The organism is Novosphingobium sp. ERW19 (genome assembly GCF_012641315.1).
In the GTDB taxonomy this organism is placed as follows: Bacteria; Pseudomonadota; Alphaproteobacteria; order Sphingomonadales; family Sphingomonadaceae; genus Novosphingobium.
In genome coordinates, this window is sequence record NZ_JABAIC010000007.1 from 96,940 (window position 1) to 114,529 (window position 17,590).

15 protein-coding genes are annotated in these 17,590 nt (G+C 65.8%); 11 read left to right on the forward strand and 4 right to left on the reverse strand.

What is annotated here, in order from left to right:
• The first annotated feature begins 7 nt into the window (after positions 1-7).
• Positions 8-613 carry a hemerythrin domain-containing protein gene (locus tag HGI46_RS14485; protein ID WP_240946787.1) on the forward strand — a complete coding sequence of 202 codons (606 nt, stop codon included), beginning with the start codon at positions 8-10 and terminating at the stop codon, positions 611-613.
• A 154-nt stretch (positions 614-767) separates the two neighbouring features.
• On the opposite strand, the gene HGI46_RS14490 is transcribed toward HGI46_RS14485, so the two are convergent.
• Complete coding sequence (locus tag HGI46_RS14490) at positions 768-1,745, reverse strand: quinone oxidoreductase (protein ID WP_168904803.1); 978 nt, start codon at positions 1,743-1,745, stop codon at positions 768-770.
• 87 nt (positions 1,746-1,832) lie between these two features.
• Between HGI46_RS14490 and HGI46_RS14495 the strand changes: the two genes are divergently transcribed.
• From HGI46_RS14495 to HGI46_RS14510, 4 genes are read left to right on the forward strand one after another with little or no spacing between them, the layout of a single operon-like run.
• Entirely contained in the window at positions 1,833-2,867 is a 1,035-nt protein-coding gene (locus HGI46_RS14495; protein ID WP_346766738.1) for an alpha/beta hydrolase, read from the forward strand.
• A complete protein-coding gene (locus HGI46_RS14500; protein WP_168904805.1) occupies positions 2,864-3,892 on the forward strand; it encodes a DUF3089 domain-containing protein in 1,029 nt (342 codons plus the stop codon). The genes HGI46_RS14495 and HGI46_RS14500 overlap by 4 nt, the downstream gene beginning before the upstream one ends.
• Positions 3,893-3,923: 31 nt before the next feature.
• Positions 3,924-4,298 (forward strand): cytochrome c family protein, encoded by a 375-nt coding sequence (locus HGI46_RS14505; RefSeq protein ID WP_168904806.1) that lies wholly within the window; start codon positions 3,924-3,926, stop codon positions 4,296-4,298.
• The gene (locus HGI46_RS14510; protein ID WP_168904807.1) at positions 4,298-5,194 is read left to right on the forward strand and encodes an alpha/beta hydrolase; all 897 of its coding nucleotides are present in this window, start codon (positions 4,298-4,300) and stop codon (positions 5,192-5,194) included. Before HGI46_RS14505 ends, HGI46_RS14510 begins: the two co-directional genes overlap by 1 nt.
• A gap of 101 nt (positions 5,195-5,295) precedes the next feature.
• On the opposite strand, the gene HGI46_RS14515 is transcribed toward HGI46_RS14510, so the two are convergent.
• Both HGI46_RS14515 and HGI46_RS14520 read right to left on the reverse strand, forming a co-directional pair.
• Complete coding sequence (locus tag HGI46_RS14515) at positions 5,296-5,685, reverse strand: hypothetical protein (protein WP_168904808.1); 390 nt, start codon at positions 5,683-5,685, stop codon at positions 5,296-5,298.
• The gene (locus HGI46_RS14520; protein ID WP_168904809.1) at positions 5,682-6,911 is read right to left on the reverse strand and encodes a class I SAM-dependent methyltransferase; all 1,230 of its coding nucleotides are present in this window, start codon (positions 6,909-6,911) and stop codon (positions 5,682-5,684) included. The genes HGI46_RS14515 and HGI46_RS14520 overlap by 4 nt, the downstream gene beginning before the upstream one ends.
• A 325-nt stretch (positions 6,912-7,236) precedes the next feature.
• Between HGI46_RS14520 and HGI46_RS14525 the strand changes: the two genes are divergently transcribed.
• Positions 7,237-8,421 carry an MFS transporter gene (locus tag HGI46_RS14525; protein WP_168904810.1) on the forward strand — a complete coding sequence of 395 codons (1,185 nt, stop codon included), beginning with the start codon at positions 7,237-7,239 and terminating at the stop codon, positions 8,419-8,421.
• Between the two features lie 102 nt (positions 8,422-8,523).
• Positions 8,524-9,381 (forward strand): DUF1838 family protein, encoded by an 858-nt coding sequence (locus HGI46_RS14530; protein ID WP_168904811.1) that lies wholly within the window; start codon positions 8,524-8,526, stop codon positions 9,379-9,381.
• Positions 9,382-9,525: 144 nt separating this feature from the next.
• On the opposite strand, the gene HGI46_RS14535 is transcribed toward HGI46_RS14530, so the two are convergent.
• Positions 9,526-12,033: a TonB-dependent receptor gene (locus HGI46_RS14535; RefSeq protein ID WP_206065745.1), complete on the reverse strand. Its 2,508-nt coding sequence runs from the start codon at positions 12,031-12,033 to the stop codon at positions 9,526-9,528.
• A gap of 434 nt (positions 12,034-12,467) precedes the next feature.
• Here HGI46_RS14535 and HGI46_RS14540 point away from each other — a divergent pair, with 434 nt between their 5' ends.
• From HGI46_RS14540 to HGI46_RS14555, 4 genes are read left to right on the forward strand one after another with little or no spacing between them, the layout of a single operon-like run.
• Positions 12,468-13,946, forward strand: a complete 1,479-nt coding sequence (locus HGI46_RS14540) for an NAD(P)/FAD-dependent oxidoreductase (protein ID WP_168904943.1) — start codon at positions 12,468-12,470, stop codon at positions 13,944-13,946.
• 60 nt (positions 13,947-14,006) lie between these two features.
• A complete protein-coding gene (locus HGI46_RS14545) occupies positions 14,007-14,933 on the forward strand; it encodes a polysaccharide deacetylase family protein (protein ID WP_168904813.1) in 927 nt (308 codons plus the stop codon).
• On the forward strand, positions 14,930-16,081 hold the full coding sequence (locus HGI46_RS14550) for an FAD-dependent monooxygenase (protein ID WP_168904814.1): 1,152 nt from the start codon (positions 14,930-14,932) through the stop codon (positions 16,079-16,081). Before HGI46_RS14545 ends, HGI46_RS14550 begins: the two co-directional genes overlap by 4 nt.
• Entirely contained in the window at positions 16,078-17,586 is a 1,509-nt protein-coding gene (locus tag HGI46_RS14555; protein ID WP_168904815.1) for an aldehyde dehydrogenase family protein, read from the forward strand. Before HGI46_RS14550 ends, HGI46_RS14555 begins: the two co-directional genes overlap by 4 nt.
• Positions 17,587-17,590 lie beyond the last annotated feature (4 nt).

Sequence of the window (17,590 nt, forward strand, 5' to 3'; positions counted from 1 at the left end):
ACGACAGATGGCGACTGCTGCCAAGATGAACCCTGCTGAAGCAAAAGCCAAGGCCGTGGCGAAAGCCAAGGCCATCGCGCCCGACGTGCCGGCCCAGATCGGCCAGACCCCGGTAACCGATCTGCGCGGGCTGCCCGACATCTTCGGGCGACTCGTCGAGGACCACGACCGGCACCGTGCGCTGCTGGCCATGCTGGAGGCAACCGGTGGCAAGGGCGAGGATGCCCCAGCCTTGTTCGAGGAACTGGTCTACGAACTGAAGGGTCACGCCGCTGCCGAGGAGCAGGCGCTGTGGTCAACCGTGCTGCGCAATCCGGAGACGACCGAGTTCGCCCGTCATGCGGTGGCCGAGCACAAGGACATCGACAAGATGCTCGACGATCTTGCCGCGCGCGACATGGGCAGCAAGAAGTGGCTGGAGCGCTTTGCCGCGCTCAAGCACGAATACCTGCACCACATCCGCGAGGAAGAGCAGGAGCAGTTCGTAGAAAGCGAGAAGATCCTCACTTCTGCCGACCGCAAGCACATGCTGGCGGTGTTCGAACGGCGGAAGAAGGCGGAAAAGGCCGCGGCGGAAGTGAAGCCCCGGTTGCGGATCAACGATATCGCCTGATCAGCGCGACAGGTTCGGAAACCCTCCCCGCTGCAACTAAGGCGCACCTGCGGTCCGCCAAGTCTCGCTCCCCTCCCTCAAGGGAGGGGCTGGGGGTGGGTTTACGACGCTTGTGTCGTCCAGGACTTGCACCGCACCGCTCAGGGGAGCAGCCCTAGGGTAATAGAACCGTAGATCCGGTGGTCTTCCTCGCTTCCAGATCGCGGTGGGCCTGTGCCACCTCTTCGAGCGGGTAGGTCTGGCCGATGGTGACGGCCAGCGCGCCGCTGGCGATCATGTCCCACACCCGCGCCGATCCTGCCGCCCGTTCGGCAGGGTCGGCGTAGTAGTGGTAGAGCGTCGGGCGGGTCACGAACAGCGAGCCCTTCTGCGACAGCGTGCCGAGCGCCACCCCGCTGACTGCGCCCGAGGCATTGCCATAGCTGACGATCAGCCCGCGACGCCCGGTGGAATCGAGGCTGGCCTCCCACGTGTCCTTGCCCACGCCGTCAAAGGCGACGCGCACGCCGGCGCCGCCGGTCAATTCGCGGACGCGCGGGCCGACGGCATCGCGCGAATAGTCGATCACGTGGTCCGCCCCGGCAGCGCGCGCGGCCTCGGCCTTTTCGGGAGTGGAGACGGTGCCGATCACCGTGGCGCCGATGTGCTTGAGCCACTGCACCAGCATCAGCCCGACCCCGCCTGCTGCGGCATGGACCAGCACCGGCCAGCCCGCCTGCACCTGTGCGCAGCGCTCGACCAGGAATTCGACGGTGAAGCCCTTGAGGATGGCGGCGGCGGCGATCTCGTCGGCGATGCCATCGGGCAGCTTGAACAGCGCGCTTTCCGGATAGATCCGCGCGGTGGCATAGGCGCCCAGCTCAGGCCCGAATGTGGCGACGCGATCGCCTGCCGCAACGGCGGTGACGCCTTCGCCCACCGCAACCACGCGCCCTGCCGCTTCCACGCCAAGACCGCCGGGAATGGGAATCGGGTAGAGCCCGCCACGGTGGTAGGTGTCGATCATGTTGAGGCCGACGGCGGTATGCTCGACCAGCACTTCGTTCCGGCCGGGCGCGGGCAGGGTGACATCGGTCCAGGCGATGACTTCCGGGCCTCCGGTGGCGGTGAGGCGGACGGCTCTGGCTTGCATCGGGGGCGCTCCTGGAAAGGCGTAGAGTTTGGCCGACCCTAGCCCGCCGATGCCGCCCTTTGCAAACCGCTGACCGATGGGCGGATAGTGGCGACGCAGGCCTGCTGCGCGGCCTCGCGCATTGCCACTGTCCCCGCTTTCGAACCTTCCGGAGAAGCGTGGATGCTGCGGATCGTCCTTGCCGGCCTTGCCCTGCTGCTTGCCCCGATGCTTGCGATGCCAGCGCTGGCGCAGGAGGGCGAACTTGCGCCGATGCCGGTGTGGCCCGCAGGCGTGCCTGCCATCAAGGACTGGCCCGGCTTGGCCAAGGTGCCGGTGCGCGAAGAGCTGCGCGAGAATGGCGAGCAGGCGTGGAACGTCACCGTGCCGACACTGCAGCCGTTCCTGCCCGATCCGGCCAAGGCCACCGGCATGGCGGTGGTGATCGCACCGGGCGGCGGCTTTCGCCTGCTGGCGATCCACCACGAAGGCACGCGCGTGGCGCGCTGGCTGGCGGCGCACGGGATCGCGGCTTTCGTGCTGAAGTACCGCCTGATCCAGTCACCTCCGGGTGAGACCAACGAGGCGATGCGGCAGCGCGTGCTGGAAACGCTGGCGCCGGGCGTCGGCGGCATTCCCGGCGTCGAGGACGGGATGGAGGCGCTGCGCATCGTCCGTGCCAATGCGGCGAAGTGGAAGATCGATCCGCATCGCGTAGGCGTGATGGGCTTTTCGGCGGGCGGGCATGTGGCGGGGATGACGATGCTTGCGCCCAACCCGGCGGAGCGCCCGGATTTCGCTGCGCTTATCTATGGCATGCCGTTCGGGCCGACGCCGCCGATTCCGCCCGCGAACCTTCCTTCCGCGCATGGCACTTCAAAGGAGCCGTGGCTGCTGCCGCCGCCGACGCCGGCGCCGGGCCGCCTGCCGCCGATGTTCATGGTCATGGCGCAGGATGACATGGCCGTGGATCAGGGCTTCCGTGCCTTCTATGACCGGGTGTTTGCCGCAGGGTATCGGCCAGAGCTGCACCTCTATCAGCGGGGGGCGCACGGTTTCGGCATGGCAACGCGCGGCACGACGGCGGATCACTGGATCGACGAGTTCGGCTATTGGCTGGATGCCGAGATCATGCGCAAATGAGCCTGCGCCTGATCCTTGCCGCGATGCTCGCCGCAATTGCCGCGCCTGCGCTCGCCGAGGTGCCGGTGCCGGATTATGCGCAGGCGCAATACTGGAGCACGGTCGATCAGCTGCCGCAGGGCGTGGCGGCGTCCCATGCGCTGCGCGGCGTTGACGTGTTCTGGATCCACCCGACGACAACGCGTTCGCAGACCGACTACAACCACGATCCGCTCGATCCTGCCGTGCTGAAATGGACCGAGGAAAGTGCGGTGCAGCGGCAGGGCAGCGCGTTTTCGGCGTGCTGCCGGGTGTTCGCGCCGCGCTATCGCGCCGCCACCACCAAGGCGCTGGCCGATCCTGCCAACCGCGAGAAGGCCTTTGCGCTCGCCTATTCGGATGTCGAGCGCGCGTTTGACTGGTACATGGCGCACGAGAACAAGGGCCGGCCCTTCATCATCGCCGGGCACAGCCAGGGCGGGGCGCATACCACATCGCTGCTGGAAAAGCGGGTCAAGGGCACGAAGCTGCAGCGCCGCATGGTGGCCGCCTATGTCATCGGCATCAACCTGATGGAGGGTGACCTGTCCCCGCGGCTGGCGGGCATTCCGTTCTGCAACACACCTGCGCAGACGGGGTGCTTCGTGCAGTGGAACGCGGTGCTGGCGGGCAGCGACAACGCCCCGATGCTCAAGTCCTACCGCGACATTTTCGTGGCGCAGAATGGTGGGAAGGACGGCGGCAAGCCGCTTTGCGTGAACCCCGTCACGTTCGACACGCGCCGTCGGCTGTCGCTTTCCGCCGAGGCGAAGGGCGCCGTTGCCGGTGATCCGGGCTTCGGGCCGATGGGGCCGGTTCAGACCGGAGCCGTGGCCGCCGAGTGCCGCGACGGGCTGCTGACCGTGTGGCCCGCGCCGTCGCTGGGCCTGAAGCCGCTGCCGGGCGGTTCGATGCATTTTCACGACGTCGGCCTGTTCTGGGCCGATATTTCCGCCAATGCCGGGCTGCGCGCCAGGGCTTGGCTCAAGGCGCACGGTTCGCGTTGATCGCGCGCTGCAAACAATGGAAAAGACTGCAATGTTGAAGTTTGTTGCCCCCCTCGCTGCCGCTCTGGTTCTGGCCGCCCCCGCACAGGCGCAGGATGCCGCTGCGGGCAAGCGCGCGTTCCTCAAGTGCGTCGCGTGCCACTCGATTGCCAAGGGTGCGCCGAACAAGATCGGGCCGAACCTGTTCGGCGTGGTCGGGCGCAAGGCGGGCACGGCACCGGGCTTCCGCTATTCGGCGGCGATGAAGGCCAAGGGCGCTGCGATCGTGTGGAACCCGGCCACGCTCGACAAGTGGCTGGCGCGTCCGTCGGCGGTGATCCCCGGCACTTCGATGGCCTTTGGCGGCGTGCCCAATGCGGCCGAGCGCGCCTCCATCATCGCCTATCTCAAGAAGCCGGTACCCTGATGGCCGGATTCCCGATCGATCGGCGCGGTCTTCTGGCCGGGGCGGGGGCGCTGGTCGCCTCCACCCGGCTCGGCGCGATGGGCATGAAGCCCGTGGCCGAACGGCAGTTCACGCTGACCGGCCCGGGCGGGCGCGAGATCCGCGTGAGCGAATGGAAGCCGCGCGGGACGCCCAAGGCGCTGGTGCTGTTCAGCCACGGCGCGGCATCGTCGCCCCGGTTCTACGAGGCGGTCTTTGGCCCGTGGCTGGCGGCGGGCTTTCACATACTCGCGCCGCTGCATGTGGATTCCATCGAGCATCCGAGGGCCAAGGACTTCCCCGGCCTTGCCAGCTGGAAGGCACGGCTGGAAGACATGCGCGTGCTGTCGGCTCATGTCGGCAAGCGGCCGTGGATCGCGGCCGGGCATTCCTATGGCGGACTGGTGGCGCTGACGATGGGCGGCGCGGCGGCCGTTCCGCCCGAAGGCTGGAGCGGGCCGTTGCACGATGCCAACGCGCGTGCGGTGGTGGCGTTCAGCCCGCCTGCGCCGATCCCGGTGCTGTGCACGGCAGAAGGCTATGGCAAGGTTGCGGTCCCGGCGCTGGTCCAGACTGGCACCGCCGACCTCCTGCCCGGCATGACCGGCGAGGGCTGGCGCGGGCACCTTGTGCCCTATGAAGCCGCAGCGCCGGGCGGGAACCGTTATGGCCTCGTGCTGGAAGGGGTGGACCACTACTTCGGCGGCGCGATCTGCCGTTATGACCTGCCGGGGCCGAAGCAGCTGGACCGGCTTGCCGATGCCACGCGGATTTCCACGCTGTTTGTCGACGCTTACGGGCGGGGAGACAAGGGCGCCGTGAGGCGGCTCGATGCGCTGGTCAGCGATGTGCTGCCGGTGCGGTTGCTGCGCAAGTAGGCTCCGCGCAGGGCTTCATCACAACGTCACCCCGGATCGAGCCCGGGGTGACGGTGAAGTGATGTCGAGGATCGGCGGCGAGTGCCGTCAATCCTGCCCGCTCAGTCCTGAAGCGCGATTTCCGCGATCGTGGCGTTGAAGCCTTCTGCCGTCTGGGCCTGCGCTGCTTCGTCGGCGTCTTTCAGCTGGAGGTAGAACAGGCGGCGCAGGAAGTCCTGGCGGCGCTCCTCGCGCTCCTCCAGCGCGGCCTGATCGAGTTCGAGCGTCTCGATCCCGGCGGCAAGATCGATACCCGATGCCTTGGCCACGCGCTCGGCACTGTCCATACGGTCACGCAGGACCGAGACTTCGTTGGCCAGCACCATGACCATCGACATGACGTGATCGAGGCCGGGGGTTTCGTAGAATTCCGGGCGCTTGCCGCGGGCGTGGCGGATGACGTGGGGGCGTTCGCTTGTGGTATCGGCGGTCATGGTATCGGTTCCGGTCATGCTGCCATCTGCTTTTCGAGCGGCTTGCGTGCGATCAGCACTTCCCAGCCGCCGCCGGGGGCAAATTCGCCTGCGGTGAATTCACGCTCGGCCACGGCCTCGCTGGCTTCCTGGCTGTAGCCTTCGGCGGCCGCGGCAAATTCCATCACGGCCATCGGCGCGGTATCGAAGCGCACGTCCGCCCGGTCGAACCCGGCCTTTTCGGCAAGGGCAATCTGGTCCATGTCGCGCATCGCGCCCCAGAACGGCTCGTTGTTGTACCAGGTCTCGTTGTCGAGGATGAACTGGGTGAACGGGTCCATCAGGTCGAACGGCGGCAGGTCGGCGTGGATCATCAGCCCGCCCGGCGCGAGCACGCGGTGCGCCTCGGCAAAGATCTTCGGCATCGCCTTGCCGCTGGTTTCGTGCAGCAGGATGTGGCTGACGACGAGATCGAAGTGTGCATCGGGGAAGGTCGTTTCCTCCGCGCTCATCTGCGCGTAGTTGACCTCAAGACCGAAGCCGGCAGCGCGGGCATGGGCATAGCGCACGCATGGCCCGCCAACGTCGATGCCCCACACTTCCGCTTCGGGGAACAGCTCCTTGTAGGGCAGGGTCGAATGGCCGACCGTGCAGCCCATGTCGAGAATGCGGCGTGGTTTGAAATCGGGCATGTGGCGCTTGATGTAGTTCACCACCGAACGGCCCATGTCGTCGTTGTTGGGGCCGGTATAGCCCATCGAATAGAGATAGACGCCGCGATCGTAGAGCGCGCCGACCGACACGTCGTCCTCGCACACTTCGCTGCAATAGCCGCCGGGCATGCAGTGAATGTCGAGCGCGGTGACATAGCGCGGCGGGGTGAAGCCCTCGGGGATGACGAGCTGGGCCTTGGTCGAAGCGGACAGCGCCCTGGCCTGTTCGATCAGTTCCGGCAGCTGGCGATCGACCGAACCGTTGACCGATTCCCACAGCAGTTCCTGCGCGATGCGGTTGGCAGCGGCATAGTGCTGGAAGTAGATGTCGCCGACCATGCCATTGCGAATGTCGCGGCGGTCCTGCGGGGCGCGGCCGTGTTCCTTCTCGAACTGGCGGGCGACGCGTGTCTGGTAGATCGGGGTGAGACCGGGCAGCAGGGTGGACTGGATGAAGCCCTTGAAGCTCTTGGTGAACTCCTGCCTTGCGGCTTCGTCGGCAGTGGCCTTGGGCAGGGCGGGATGATCGGCCTGCTGGAACGTATTGAGCATCTAAGCGACTCCGCTTCGCACTTGCGCGGCGCCTGCATGGAGCCTGCCACCCATGTTGGGCAAGAGCTGCCGCGAACCGCTGACCGCGTGGCGGATAGCATCAGCTGTTGCCGTGCATGTTTACCGCTTGCCGGTCATCCTCAACCTACAGATTCGTGCAAGTTCCAAAGAACAGGAATCCTGAGCAACGCCCTCTCAACCGTTGCTCGATCCCTGCCCCCGCGCGGGAGTGATCGCGCGGGGGCCTTCTTCGTATTGTTGCCGGCCTTCGTGCCTGCCAGAAGCACGGCAGAAATCGTCATCTGAAGCGCATGAGGGAATAGCAATGGCCACAGGATTGACGCCCGCAGCCCGGAGCGAGCTGGCCCGCGGCTGGCCGCTGGTGCTTGCTGCGGCGCTGGCCATTGGCGTCGGCACGATGGGCATCGGGTTCTATTCGCTCGGCCTGTTCGTGAAGCCGCTGCAGGAGGAATTCGGCTGGAGCCGGGCCGCTGTCTCTGGCGCGGCGACATTCCAGCAGTTCGGCATCTTCCTGTCCGCCCCGCTGGTCGGCTGGCTGGCAGACCGCTGGGGCGCGCGCCCGATTGCGCTGGCCAGCTTCATCGCCACGCCGATCGCCTTGCTGGCGCTATCGCGCACGGGCAATTCGGTGATGGCATGGGACGCGCTATGGCTGGTGGTGTCGCTGGCAGGCGCGGGGACGACGCCGGCGATCTGGGCGCGGATCGTGTCGCTCAAATTCGATGCCGCGCGGGGCCTCGCCCTGGGGTTGATGCTGATGGGCACCGGCACGGCCGCGATCCTTGCGCCGGCCCTGCTCGGCCCGGTCTTCGCGACGAGCGGCTGGCGCACGGCGGTGCTGGTCATGGCGGGGGCGACACTGCTGATCGGCCTGCCGGCAAGCCTGCTGGTCGGCACGTCGGACCGCCCTGTCGAAGGCACCAAGGCGAGGGGACGGTTCGAGGTGAACCGGCAGACTCTGATGCTTCTGCTGATTGCCTTCCTTCTCGGCCTGATCGTGGCGGGGCTGATCGTGCATCTCGTGCCGATGCTGGTCGATCGCGGGATGGCGGCGGCGGACGCGGCGCAGGTTGCGGCAGGCGTGGGCGTGGCGGTGGTGGTGGCAAGGCTGGTCGTCGGCTACCTGTTCGACCGGTTCCACGCGCCCTATGTCGCGGCCCTGTTCCTGCTCTCGCCGGTGGTTGCGGCGCTGCTGCTCTATGGCGGCGGGCCGGTGTTCGTTGCCGCGCTGATGCTGGGGCTGGCCGCCGGGGCCGAGGTTGACATGCTGGCCTATTTCACCGGCCGCTATGCCGCGCTTGCGAATTATGGCGCGACCTATGGCGGCGTGCTGGGTGTGTTCTGCCTTGGCGCGGGACTGGGGCCGATGCTGTTCGGCAAGACCTATGACGCGCTGGGGAGTTATGACGCGGCGCTGCTGGGTTCGGCCGTGGTACTGGCGCTGGTGGTGGTCCTGATCGCCACGCTGGGCCGATATCGCGAGGGCTGAGCGGGCTATCCGGCCTGCGGCCAAACGCAGCGAAGCTGCCGCCATGGCCGCGCCCTGACGCATCATCGCAGCCTTCTGCCTTCCGTGTGGATGAGGATGCCCATGATCGATCGCCGCAACGTGCTTACCGGCCTTTCCGTCACTGGATCGCTGCTGGCAGCGCCGCTTGCTGCTCGTCCCACGACCACGAAGGGTGGCGGGCTGCTCGACGTGACGAGCGCCGAGGGTCGCTTTCGCAACTTCATCATGATGCGTGGCGCGCTGGACGAGGGGCTGATCACCAGCTGGGTTTCGGCGCGGTATTATGGCGTGGTGGAAGACCGGATGGACCCGCTGTTTGCCGTGGTCTCGGCGGTATGGTCGCGCTATCGGCAGGTCGCCGACGGGTTCGAGGCGGTGAACTTCGAACTCGCGTGGTTCACCGATCCTGTGACCGGCAAGGCGCTGGAGACATGGGACAATCCCTATACCGGCAAGACCTGCAAGGTGCCGACCGGGGGCATGCCGCCATCGAAGATCCGCTTCGGCAGGGACCTTTCGTTCCATATCGCCCGCGAGATCCCGGGGCTGCAGATGGAGCACGACGTGCTGCCGTTCGACGTGCGCGGCGACGATGTGTGGGTGACCGAGCGTTCGCGCACGGCGCTTGCCTTCCCCGGCGCGGCAAAGCCCTTCCGCTATTCGGAAAGCAATACGTTCCATGCCAGGCGGCATGACCTGACCCGCCCCGGCGCGACCCGCGTGACGAGCGAGGTGAGCTTTACCAACGTCTGTTCGTGGCGGCCGTGGATGGAGATGGGCGACCGTCCCGGCCACCTGACCGCCACCGGCATCGGCCGCCAGAACGCTTCGCCGGACTCGCTGCCGCCCGCCTTCGTTGCGGCGACGCGGGAGCGGCGGCCCGAGATGCTGACGAACCCCGGCGCAATCCTGCAGCCGCTGTGGGATGCGAAGGGCTGACCGACTGGCGAGGCCTGCCATGCAGCATCGATCGTAGATCGGGCGCAGATCAAACCTTGCGGACGGCCTGATGTGATCCGGACATGAAAAGAGGCGGTGCATCGCTGCACCGCCCCTTTTTGTTCGACCGGATGGCCGGATGGATCAGAACTTGTAGCTGCCGCGGAAGCCGACGGTGCGCAGTTCCGGCAAGCCGACGTTGAGGTAACCGATCGCAGCACCGGCCAGCGCGAAGGTGGGCTCAAGCAGGTTCAGCTGGTTGACCGAGATGTAGTTCTTGTCGTTAAACAGGTTGACGGCAAAGACCTCGCCGCTGAACGCACCCTTGGTGAAGCCGATGCGGGCGTTGACCTGCGTGCGGCCCTTGATCCAGGTGAGATTGGCCGGATCGACGAACTGGCGCGACTTGTAGGACATGTCGCCACGCACGAACCAGGTGCTCTCCTCGCCCAGCTTGCCAGTGTACTGCGCGCCAAGGTTGGCCGAGTACTTCGAGGTCAGCGGCAGCTGGTTGCCCTTGAAGCCCGCGCCGGTAACGCCGGTGAGGCGCGTGATCGCAGGATCGGCAAAGACTCGGATCGAACTGTCGTTGATCGCACCCGAAGCGTTGATGGTGAACCCGTCGAACGGCTCGGCATTGATGTCGAGTTCAAAACCGCGGACCTGCGTCGTGCCGGTATTGGCCACGCCGCTGACGATCGAGGGCAGTGCGTTGGGGATGGTGGTGTCGAGGAACACCACCGAGCGGTTGTTGTGCTGCTCGCTCCAGTCGGCAAGGTAAGCTGCGGCGGTGACGTAGAGCCTGCCATCGAGGAACTTGCCCTTCAGGCCAAGTTCGTAGTTCGTCAGCTTCTCGGGCTTCACGATCACGCCAAGGCCGATCGACTGTGCTGCGGCAAATTCACCGGCCGAACCTGACAGGAAGTTGGTGTTGAACGAGTTGAGCGTGACGTTGGCGGCCTTCGACCACGAGGCATAGACCATCACGTCGGGTGTGACGTCGTAGTTGACGATCACGCGCGGCATGAAGTTGTCGAACGACTTGTTGAAGAAGGTCGAAAGCGGCGCGAAGGTGCCGGCGGGCAGGCCATAGGTGCTGGCCGCAGCAGCGCCGATCGTCAGCGAACGCCCACCGACGTAAGCGTAGATCTTGTCCCGCTGCCAGCGACCTTCGGCGCTGATCGTCAGCGCATCGGTGACATCATAGCTGACGCTGCCGAACACGCCCCAGGTTTCGGCCCGTGCCGGCGGCTGGTAGGAGCTGGCTGCACGCGGTGCGCCGAACTGTTCCTCGGCAAAGACACTGACCAGATCGGACTGCGTCTTGGTTTCAAGGTAGCTGCCGCCAAGCATCGCCTTGAGCGCGCCACCCTTGTCATAGGACACGCGCAGTTCCTGCGAGAAGTCCTGGTTCTTGCGTTCGACCAGGAAGGGGAACGACCAGTAAGAGCGCAGGCCGTTCGCGACAGTGGCCAGCGGATTGCGCAGCAGGCGGCTGTCGTAGTTGTCGAGGTCGGCCAGCTCCGAATAGGATTCGTTGTTGTAGCCGGTGAGCGACGACAGCGTGACGCCGGTATCGCCGAGCTCGTAGTCGACGTTCAGGTGCAGGTGGTAGTACTGGCGGACCAGACCGTAACCCTTGACGCCCTTGCCGGGGGTGATGAAGCGGGACGCATAGTTGCCGAGGATTCCGGCGAGCAGGGCATCTTCCTGCGTATTCTGCATGGGGCCAAACCCTGCCGGCAGTGCGGGCAACGCGCCGCAAAGGAACGGGTTCGTGCCGTTCAGGGTGCAGTTGGCGCTGCTGGGCAGGATCAGCGTGCCGTTGCTGTTTCCGCTGCGCGCCGGAATGTTGATGTTGCCATTGTTGGCGCGCAGTTCGTAGCCAGACAGAATGCCCTGCGCCGACGGGCCGTCATCGTCTTCGGAGTAGAGGCCGAGCGCGCGGATCTTCAGCGAAGAGGAAGGCGTGAACTCGAGCGCGAGGGTGCCGGTGCGGGTGCGCTGGTCGCCAAGCGATTCGTCCGGGTTGGCCCCGTTGCGGTAGGAGCCGTCCTTCGAGAACTGGCGCCCGGTGATGCGGAAGCTCAGGACGTCGGCGATGATCGGACCTTCGAGGGCAATCGAAGCATCGAAGTTGTTGCGCGTGCCAGCCATGGCGGTGATCGAACCGCCAAAGTCATTGCCGGCCTTCTTGGTCACGACGTTGATCGCGCCGGCAAAGGCGTTGCGGCCGAAGTAGGCGTTCTGCGGGCCCTTGAGCAGTTCGATGCGGGCGGGATCGGTGATCGCGTTGAGCGCGGTTGCCGAAGCCACGGGCACGCCGTCGATGAAGCTGGCGGTCAGCGTCGAAGTGGTGGTCGACGGGGTCATGCCGCGCAGGGAGATCTGCTGGAACGAGCGGTCATTGCGGCCGGAGTTGTTGTTCGAGACGTTGATGCCCGGCGTGTTGAGCACGACGTCGTTGACGTTGGTGATGCCGCGCTTCTCGATGTCCTGCGCGGTCAGGGCAGAAATGGCGATCGGCGTTTCGAGGAGGCTTTCCTCGCGCTTGCGGGCGGTGACGGTGATGATGCCGAGGCCGCCCTCGTTCTCGGAAGCCTGCGGCTGTTCATCAGCGGCAAAAGCGGTGACCGGCGCGGAAAGTGCCATGCCCGAAAGTGCTATGGCCAGAACGGAAGCGGATGTCCTATTTGCAAAATTCTTCATGGTTCCCCCCATAAGAACGTTTGAATGTAACCGGCACGTCAAGAAAGTCCGCCAAAGGCGGATTGGCACACGTCTGAAGTCTTTTTGATCAACTCGTACCCTGCGGGCTCATCCTGCTGGATGGCCTGCTTTCGGATCGTGAGGCTTGCGCGTGGGGCGGTCGTTCACAACGATTGCGCTGCACAATATCCGCCACTCGGAGAATCTCGGGGGTTGCCCCGATCCTGATCGGCGGCGACGCGTCTCCGAACTGCGGCGAGGCCTATCCGACTGGTGGTGACCACCGCTCGTGCAATCGACATGGGGCCTTCGCATGTGGCGATTGGCAACGCGAAGACGCCTGTCCTATGGGTGGCGGTCAAGGGAACGTGACGATTATGACGATGGACCGGCGCACTTTTTCGCTTGCGGGCCTGGGTGGCCTCGGCCTTGCCGCGATGGGCGCGGCGCAACCCGCGCTGGCGGCGCGCAAGGCGAAGAAGGCGGCCAGCCCTGCGGTGGCGCCGAAGAAGCCCGGGCAAAGCGACGTGATCGTGCTGGGCGCAGGGGTTTCCGGCCTGCAGGCGGCGTGGATGCTCGAGCAGGAAGGCAAGAGCGTTACCGTGATCGAAGCGCGCGAGCGCGTCGGCGGGCGGATCTGGACGCTGCTCGATCAGCCGGGCTACCCGGAAATGGGCTTCAATTCGATGGCGGCCGGTTACGGTCGCGGGTTGGATGCCGCTGCCCGTGCCGGCGTAGAGATGGTCGAGGTGGGCGCACGCTGGCGCTCCGGCCCGCCGCCGCTGCTGTGGATCAACGGCAAGCCGATGACCCGCGCCGAATGGGCCGCGTTCCCCGGCAATCCCTTGCCCGAAAAACTGAAGATGCTGATGCCCGGCGAAGTCGTGGGCAAGCTGGTTTCGGACAACAACCGCCTGGCCGACTGGTCAAGCTGGCACGATCCGGCCAATGCCGCGCTCGATATCTCGCTGTACGAATACCTCAAGGCGCAGGGCCTTTCGGACGCGGCGATCCACCTGTGCAACGACATTGCGCCCTATTACGGCGTGAATGCCTGGGACGTCTCGTCCCTGATGATGGAATACAACGACGGCTTCGTGAAAGGGCAGGCGGCCGCTGGCCCTGAATCGCTCTCGGTCAAGGGCGGCAACATTCACCTGGCAACCGGCATGGCCAAGCTGCTGAAGGGTGACGTGCTGCTGGGGCGCGAGGTGGTGGCAATCACGCAGGATGGCGCGAGCGTGACCGTGCACATCGCCGATGGCTCCACCTTCAGCGCGCCGCACGTGATCTGCTCGCTGCCGTTTTCCGCCCTGCGCAACGTCAAGGTGCTGCCAGCGCTGGAAGGGTTGCAGGCGCAGGCCGTGGGCCAGCTCGGCTATCAGCCGATCTCGATGGTGTTCGTCACCGCCACCTCTCCGTTCTGGGACGAGGACAAGCTGGCGCCGGGCATGTGGACCGATGGTCCGCTGGGCAATGTCATGCCGCAGCGCTATGGCGCCGATCTTGCCGAGATCACCGGCTTCATCGTTCAGGCGCGCGGCAATCTGGCGCTTTACTGGGACCGCATGGGGGCAGACGCCGCCAAGGCGATGGTCGTGCGCCAGATCGAGACCCTGCGCCCCGCTGCCAAGGGCAAGGTCGCCGCGCACAGCTACTTCAGCTGGGCGGACGAGCGTTTCAATGGTGGTGACGTTTCGTTCTTCGGGCCGGGCCAGGTCAAATGGCTCGACGAGATGATCAAGCCCGCCGGTCGCGTCCATTTCTGTGGCGAGCATACCGCACAGGGCGCGCGCGGGCTGGAAGGTGCGCTGGAATCGGCCGAGCGCGTGGCGCTTGAAGTTCTGACCGCCTGACGCGGTCGGGTGAAGTCTTGACCGCTTGAGGCGGGTTCTGAATTCAGGGGTAAGGTACTGATGGAATACGATTACATCCCGCTGCCGCAGCGCAAGCCGCTGGTCTGGCCGAACGGTGCCCGGGTCGCGCTGATCCTGACGTTCAACCTCGAGACGTGGGACCTGACCAAGGACACCGACAAGCCTTATTATGCAGGCGGCCCGGCGATCCTGCCCGACGTGCTGCCCGGCAACACGCCCGACTTCCCGAACTTCACCTGGCGCGAATATGGCCAGCGCGTCGGCCTGTGGCGGCTGATCGACCTGTTCGACGAACTGGGTGTGAAGGCCAGCTGCACCACCAATGCCGTCACGTTCGAGCGGCGCAAGGCGATGACCGATGCCGTGCTGGAGCGCGGCTGGGAACTGCTGACCCACAACTGGGAGCAGGGCGAACTGCTTTCGAGCTTTGCGCACGAACCGGCCAAGGAGCGCGAAATCATCCTGCGCAGCCTTGACCAGTTCGAGAAGTTCACCGGGCGCAAGAGCAAGGGCTGGCTGTCGTCCTCCTTGCGCGGCACGATGCAGACGGCCGACATCCTCGCCGAATATGGCTGCACCTTCTACTGCGACATCATGAACGACGATCAGCCCTATCTGCTGCGCACGCCGCACGGGCCGATCGTTTCAGTGCCCTATTCCAACGAAATCAATGATTTCACCTTCATCACCCGCAAGAACTACACCACCAACGAATACCGCGATGCGCTGATCGAGGAACTCGACGTGCTCTATGCCGAAGGGGCGAAGACCGGGCGGATCATGAACCTCGGCCTGCACCCGCACGTTTCGGGCCGCGCCCATCGCGTGCGCGCGCTGCGTGAATTCATCGAACACGCCAAGAGCCTGCCCGGCGTGTGGTGGGCGACGCGCGAGGAGATTGCCGAGTGGTATCTCGCCAATCACGAAAGCCACATTCCGGGCCAGCTTGAAGGCGGCGCGAAGTGAGCAAGCCGGAGACCATCCTGATCGTCGGCGGCGGCGTTGCCGGCATGACCGCCTCGGCCGCGCTGGCGCAGCAGGGTTTCAAGGTAACTCTGCTCGAATCCGCGCCACAATTCGGCGAGATCGGTGCCGGGCTGACGCTGACGCCGAACGCGATGAAGGGCCTCGATTTCATCGGCATCTGCGAGGAAGCGGCAGCGGTCGCGGTCGAGCCCACCCGCCAGCGCATCCAGCACTGGCAGGATGGGCGCACGCTGGTGGCGATGGACCGTTCGACCCAGCGCGAAAAGTATGGCGCGCCCTACATTACCGTCCACCGCGCCGACCTGCATGGCGTGATGACCCGCGCGGCCGAGCGTTCGGGCGTGGAGATGGTGGCGGGAGCGCAAGTCGTCTCCAGCGAAGGCACGACGGTGACGCTGGCCGATGGCCGGCAGTTCAGCGCGGATGTGCTGATTGGCGCCGATGGCGTGAAAAGCGTGATCCGCCAGCGCTTTGGTGATGATGCACCGCACTTCACCGGGCACGTCGCCTGGCGCTGCCTGGTGCCGGTGACCGACGAAATCCAGGACCTGTCCGACTTCCCCGGCATCATCATCGGCCCCGGCGCGATGATGAACCGCTACAACGTGCGCGGGTCCAAGGTGATGAACTTCGTGTTCTTCGCGCGGCAGGATGGCTGGAACGAGGAAGGCTGGACGACGCCTGCCGATCCTGCGGAACTGCAATCGATCTACGGCCACTGGTGCGAAGATGCGCAGCGGCTGTTGAAGGCCGCCGTGGCGCAGCCGCTGTTCAAGTGGGCGATCAATGCGCGCAAGCCGATGGATACCTGGGTGCTTGACGGCAATGTCACGCTGATCGGCGATGCGGCGCACGCGATGACACCGTTCCTCGGCCATGGCGCGGCCTGCGGGATCGAGGATGCGGTGGTGCTGGCGCGTGCGCTGGCGGCATCGGATTCTGCGGCAGAGGGCCTTGCCCGCTATGAGAAGGCGCGGCACGAACGCGCGACCTTCATCCAGCAGGAATCGAACGCCAACGCCGATCGCATGCAGGGCCAGGACACCGACCTGTTCGGCCTTGGCGAGATGAAGGACGAGGAATCGCTCGGCCTGTTCACCTATGACCCGAGGACCGTCGAAGTATGAGCGTTTCGCCAGTTCCCTTTGACGGCAACCCGATCGCGCCGGAGACGGAGCGTTTCCTGAAGGAAACGCACCGCCTGCTGATCGGCGGGCAATGGGTCGAAGGTTCAGGCGAACTGGAAACACGTGATCCGGCGACGGGCCTTGTGCTGGCAAGGTTCCAGACGGGCGGCGCGGCGGAAGTGGACCGCGCAGTCAAGGCCGCGCGCGCCGCGTTCGAAGGGCCGTGGGGCCGGATGACCGTGGCCGAGCGAACGGCGCTGCTGCACAAGTTGGCGCGGGTGATGGACGCCAATGCCACGCTGCTGACCGAGCTCGACGTGATCGACAACGGCATGCCGCGCTTCATCGCCGGGCTGACCACCGCGAACTGTGTCGAGATGATCGACTACTACGCGGGCGCAGTGATGCGGATCGAAGGCACGACCATCGCCCCGCCGCGCCACATCGCCGCCGAGACCGAAGCGCTGACCTATACCCTGCGTGAGCCGGTGGGCGTGGCGGGCCAGATCGTGCCCTGGAACGTGCCGCTTTCCACCGCGATTCTCAAGCTGGCCCCCGCACTGGCTGCGGGTTGCACGGTGGTGATGAAGCCATCGGAAGAAACGCCGCTTTCGGCACTGGCGCTGGGGGGCATGATCCTTGAAGCGGGCATCCCGGCGGGCGTGGTCAACATCGTCAACGGGCTTGGTGCCGAGGCGGGGCAGGCGCTGGCCGAGCATCCCGGCGTCGACAAGATCTCGTTCACCGGATCGACCGCGACCGGCAAGCGCATCATCCAGGCGGCGCTCGGCAATCTCAAGAAGGTCAGCCTCGAACTTGGCGGCAAGAGCCCGGTCGTGGTCATGCCCGATGCCGATCTGGCGCTGGCCGTGCCCGGCGTGGCGATGGCGACGTTCTTCCTGCAGGGGCAGAACTGCATGGCCGGAACGCGCATCTTCGCGCATGCCGCAATCCATGATGCGCTGATGGAAGGCGTCACGGCGTTCTGCAAGGTGATGACGCTGGGCCACGGCCTTGACCCCGCAACCACGCAGGGACCGATGATCTCGGACGGGCACGCGGCCAAGGTCATGGGCTATATCGAGCGGGCCAAGGCCGATGGCGTGACCTTGGTTGTCGGGGGCGAAAAGCTCGACCGGCCGGGCAACTTCATCCAGCCCACGGTGTTCAGCGGCTGCGACAACGCCATGCCGCTGATGCGCGAGGAAATCTTCGGCCCGGTCATGGCCGTGCAGAAGTTCGAGAGCGACGATCTGGACGCCATTGCCGCCCTTGCCAACGACACGCCCTATGGCCTGTCGGGCAGCGTGTGGACGCGCGATCTTTCGACGGCGCACCGCCTGGTCAAGCGCATTCGCGCTGGCCAGGTCTCGATCAACTGCCACGGCGCGGTCGGCACCAACATCCCGTTCGGCGGCTATGGCCAGTCGGGCTGGGGGCGCGAGTTCGGTCAGGAGGGGCTGGACGCCTATCTTGAAACGAAGGCCGTAACGGCACGGCTCTGATTGC